The sequence below is a fragment of the Vibrio minamisatsumaniensis genome, assembly GCF_050337445.1.
In the GTDB taxonomy this organism is placed as follows: domain Bacteria; phylum Pseudomonadota; class Gammaproteobacteria; order Enterobacterales; family Vibrionaceae; genus Vibrio; species Vibrio artabrorum.
The window spans coordinates 1-3,936 of the sequence record NZ_JAKJSY010000145.1; the positions used below are offsets into that span (position 1 = coordinate 1).

Below are 3,936 nucleotides of genomic sequence, written 5' to 3' on the forward strand. Positions count from 1 at the left end.
GGATATAAATCTTTAGAGGCGTTATTGTATAAAACAGAGAATTAATCGTATCGACCGTAGTCAGTAAGCATTTTCTTAAGCATGCTATTAACGTCTTTGGTCTTTTTATTTCTTTTAGTCAACTGGCTAAGAGAGGTCGGTTTTGGCGAGGCAACATTTTCACCATCGACCTCTTCATTTTTATCCTTCATTTTTTGTACCGCAGGCAATAACATTCTAATTTCTTCATTATTGGCATTGGTCAGTACCACAATATTTTCAGATTCAACTTGAGTAATGGTTAATATCCCGTGTTTAACCGATTCAACCTTCTCACCGATCATAATTGACTCAGGTGCGACAGAGCGATCGGTTAATTGACCTGTACGTAATTTCGCCGCACTGATAGCGCGGATATTTCCTGTATTTTCAAACGCGACAATAACAGTATAGGTATTATAATACTCAACTACGGTCACATAGCCGTGTCTATTTGTTTTGAATCTAGCTCCATTGTTCATGTCGTGCGGAGCGTCCATTTTCTTCACGTGTTCCCTCTCTTAGTCTCGATGGCTGTTATATCTAATCAACGCTATTGGTATTTTATGGCTAATTCTTTCGTGAGATCACACAAAGTATATACGTATCTAAACTCAAGATGAATCTTGAAGTATCGGGAATTGAGGTAAAGCACAGAAAAGCCGTAAAAATCACTCAAAATTCATCAAACGATTACGCTCATACGTTAACAAGGTTTCCTATTCCAAATTTCACCTTCTACCGATTATTTACAGCGTTGAGCCACGAATATGACAATGAACAATACGGTTTGCCTAATCCTTGACCGCGCGATCGTTTGCGTTAAAAAATGTGATGAAAGTCTCACTCAACTGTTTATACTTCTCTTCCGGTTTTAAGCCGGTGCTTAGCCAATACAAGCCGTCACATGGATATGTGAATGACCCCACGGACCGGACCAGCTACGTTCCACTGCTTGTATAAGGTGATTTTTTACATGAACAATTCGTTGTTACACTCGCTAACTTTGTTAGCCCCTTCATCGCGTAGCGTTTTGCTTGCGGTTCTTTGTCCTGCTCCTTTGATGTCATTTGCTTGGCTCATGTTCACTCTATAAGGATCACTAGGACACATTATGAATATTCTATTTGGTTTTGTCGGTGTTATCGCACTGATTGCTTGCGCGTACCTGCTATCTGAAAGTCGTTCTTCAATTAACTGGAAAACGGTTTCTCGTGCACTATTACTTCAAATCGGTTTTGCAGCCTTAGTCTTGTATTTCCCATGGGGACAATTGGCGCTAACCAGCCTAAGTAATGGCGTTTCTAGCCTGCTTGGTTTTGCCGACGCTGGTATCGCATTCCTTTTCGGTGATCTTGCTACTGAAGGCTTCATTTTCGCGGTTCGCGTACTTCCAATCATTATCTTCTTCAGTGCTTTGATTTCTGCGCTTTATTATTTAGGCATCATGCAAAAAGTGATTCAAATCTTGGGCGGAGCGGTGCAGAAACTGCTGGGGACAAGTAAAGCTGAATCTCTGGTTGCTACTGGTAATATCTTCCTTTCTCAGGGTGAGTCTCCTCTTCTTATTCGTCCCTTTTTAAAGTCTATGACTCGTTCGGAGCTGTTTGCGGTGATGGCTGGTGGTATGGCATCGGTCGCGGGCAGTGTACTTGGTGGTTACGCTGGACTTGGTGTTGAGCTTAAATACCTTATCGCGGCAAGCTTTATGGCTGCACCGGGCAGTTTGTTAATGGCAAAGATCATTGTGCCTGAACGCAGCACACCTTGTGACTACGAGCACATTGAATTAGATAGAGCGGATCAAAGTAACGTGATTGATGCATTGGCAAGCGGCGCGATGAACGGTATGAAAGTCGCGGTGGCTGTCGGTACTATGTTGATTGCCTTCGTGAGTGTGATTGCGATGGTCAACACTGGGCTAGAAAGCCTAGGTGAAACGTTCGGTTTTGCGGGCATTACGCTGCAAGCTATCTTCGGTTACTTATTCTCGCCGCTAGCGTGGTTAATCGGTATTCCGAGTGATGAAGTATTGATGGCGGGTTCTTACATCGGTCAGAAGATCGTAATGAATGAGTTTGTTGCTTTCATCGACTTCGTTGAGAACAAAGATCTACTATCTGAACATAGCCAAGTGATCGTGACTTTTGCTTTGTGTGGCTTTGCAAACATTGGTTCTATCGCGATTCAGTTAGGTTCAATCGGTGTGATGGCACCAGAGCGCCGTGCTGAAGTGGCGAACTTAGGTTTGAAAGCAGTAGCAGCGGGCACACTAGCGAATTTAATGAGTGCATGTTTAGCGGGTATTTTCATCCTGCTTTAAGCTAGATTCAGTTGAAGCGGACACTTTGTTCACAGATTCAACGTGAGCAAGGTGTCCGCTTTTTTGTGCCGGTTAATCAGATGAAATCAGGTTTTTGTTGTCGTCAGCTACGTGTATCTAGTGAGTAAAAGTTCACTCGGAAGAGTCATAGAGCCGGTACCTTTTATCCGATATACTTGAATATCATCAGGTAGCGATTAATAACATTCGGCTTCGATTAAGAACATTCGATTTCGATTGAGAATATTCGGTTCCGACTAAGCATATCCGCTTTCGATTAGGAACAATGGCAACCAAGCTCAATTAATCAAGGGTCTCTCCATGAACATTCGCGTTATCATCGGTCTTATTGTTACCTTCATTGGTTTGTTTGCGATGGTTTATCTCATTGCTGGTGGTGCTCAGTTTCCTATCGACCAGTGGCCAAAAGAGGCTTATCTCGGTTTGGTGTTTAGCATCGTGTGGGGGGCTGGTGTCGCGGCATCGGTCGCGTACCTTTTCTCAGCCTTGGTGTTTATCACTGTTGCCGTGGTTTGCTATGCGATCGGTTATAAGATCGGTGGGCTCTTTTCTTCTCGTTCTCAAGCTTAATCTCATTAAGGTGTGTTGATGATCATTGAAGTAGGGTTGATTTGAATGCATTGGCTCGATCGTTGGAAGGTGTATCGCTATCACCGAAAACAGACTGACCGCTCGAAAGGCGACAAAGCCAAAGCTTTAGGTTGGACTAGCGAAGAGAGCCAATTGTGTCGCTTTGAAGTGATCGCGCGTTCGGCTGATTTCGAAAAAAGGAGTGTGTTAGATTTGGGGTGCGGTTACGGAGAGTTATTTGAACTGCTCGGCAGCATCTATCGCATTCGATCTTACACCGGTGTTGATCTACATGCCGGCTTTCTGAAAATGGCCAAGCAACAGTATTCACAGGCTGGGTGTCAGTTTTTATTGGGTGACATGAGCAAGATGCCCCTTGAAGCGCACGATGTGGTTATCGCCAGTGGTTCATTAAATTATATCTCCCGAGATCCCGACTACCTCACCAACATGATCACTCGCATGTTTGGATTAGCAAACCAAACCGTGATCTTTAATCTCCTAAACTCAAAGAAATACCCTTCACGTCATACTTTGATGAGCTACCACCCTCGGGGCGTATTTCGCTTTTGTAAAACACTCTGTAACGATGTCACTTTGATAGAAGGTTATGCCGACGGGGATTTCACCATAGTCATGAACAAAGTCGTATCCTGAGCCTGAGCGTCAGGGTGGTGTCATCAGAATTAAAAAAGCCTGCCATTCTGAACTGACCCCCAATAGTTGGACACCAATTATTGGGGGTCTTTTTATGTCCAAATATAGCCGAGAGCTAAAATGTATCATTGCTAAGCAATACTTAGATGGCACGTCATCTCTCTACTTAGCAAAACAATATTCAATTTCTTCAAGACAGATACGGTATTGGGCTCAAGTCTTTGCCATCCATGATACTGATTCATTTTTACCAACTAAGCATGCCGCGACTGCTCAAACAAAACGAAAAGCATTGAATTTAATGTGGACGAATGAATGGTCTCTCACGCACACTAGCGCAGTATTAA

At 43.5% G+C, this 3,936-nt stretch carries 4 protein-coding genes and 1 pseudogene; 4 read left to right on the forward strand and 1 reads right to left on the reverse strand.

Annotated features, from left to right (window positions below):
• Window positions 1–41: 41 nt before the first annotated feature.
• Complete coding sequence (locus tag L4B77_RS19540) at window positions 42–518, reverse strand: hypothetical protein (RefSeq protein WP_261840766.1); 477 nt, start codon at window positions 516–518, stop codon at window positions 42–44.
• Window positions 519–1,132: 614 nt separating this feature from the next.
• On the opposite strand from L4B77_RS19540, the gene L4B77_RS19545 reads away from it, so the two are divergent.
• From L4B77_RS19545 to L4B77_RS19560, 4 genes and pseudogenes are all read left to right on the forward strand, one after another.
• A complete protein-coding gene (locus tag L4B77_RS19545; RefSeq protein ID WP_261840298.1) occupies window positions 1,133–2,341 on the forward strand; it encodes a NupC/NupG family nucleoside CNT transporter in 1,209 nt (402 codons plus the stop codon).
• A 321-nt stretch (window positions 2,342–2,662) separates the two neighbouring features.
• Window positions 2,663–2,932 (forward strand): hypothetical protein, encoded by a 270-nt coding sequence (locus tag L4B77_RS19550; RefSeq protein WP_429752496.1) that lies wholly within the window; start codon window positions 2,663–2,665, stop codon window positions 2,930–2,932.
• Between the two features lie 45 nt (window positions 2,933–2,977).
• Entirely contained in the window at window positions 2,978–3,589 is a 612-nt protein-coding gene (locus tag L4B77_RS19555) for a class I SAM-dependent methyltransferase (RefSeq protein ID WP_429752498.1), read from the forward strand.
• A gap of 94 nt (window positions 3,590–3,683) precedes the next feature.
• A pseudogene (locus tag L4B77_RS19560) lies at window positions 3,684–3,936 on the forward strand (helix-turn-helix domain-containing protein); the annotation flags it as partial.

Bases quoted from the DNA above. Each gene is read 5' to 3' on its own strand.
- L4B77_RS19545 (WP_261840298.1), top strand. From the start codon at position 1,133: ATGAATATTCTATTTGGTTTTGTCGGTGTTATCGCACTGATTGCTTGC.
- L4B77_RS19555 (WP_429752498.1), top strand. From the start codon at position 2,978: ATGCATTGGCTCGATCGTTGGAAGGTGTATCGCTATCACCGAAAACAG.
- L4B77_RS19540 (WP_261840766.1), bottom strand. From the start codon at position 518: ATGGACGCTCCGCACGACATGAACAATGGAGCTAGATTCAAAACAAAT.
- L4B77_RS19550 (WP_429752496.1), top strand. From the start codon at position 2,663: ATGAACATTCGCGTTATCATCGGTCTTATTGTTACCTTCATTGGTTTG.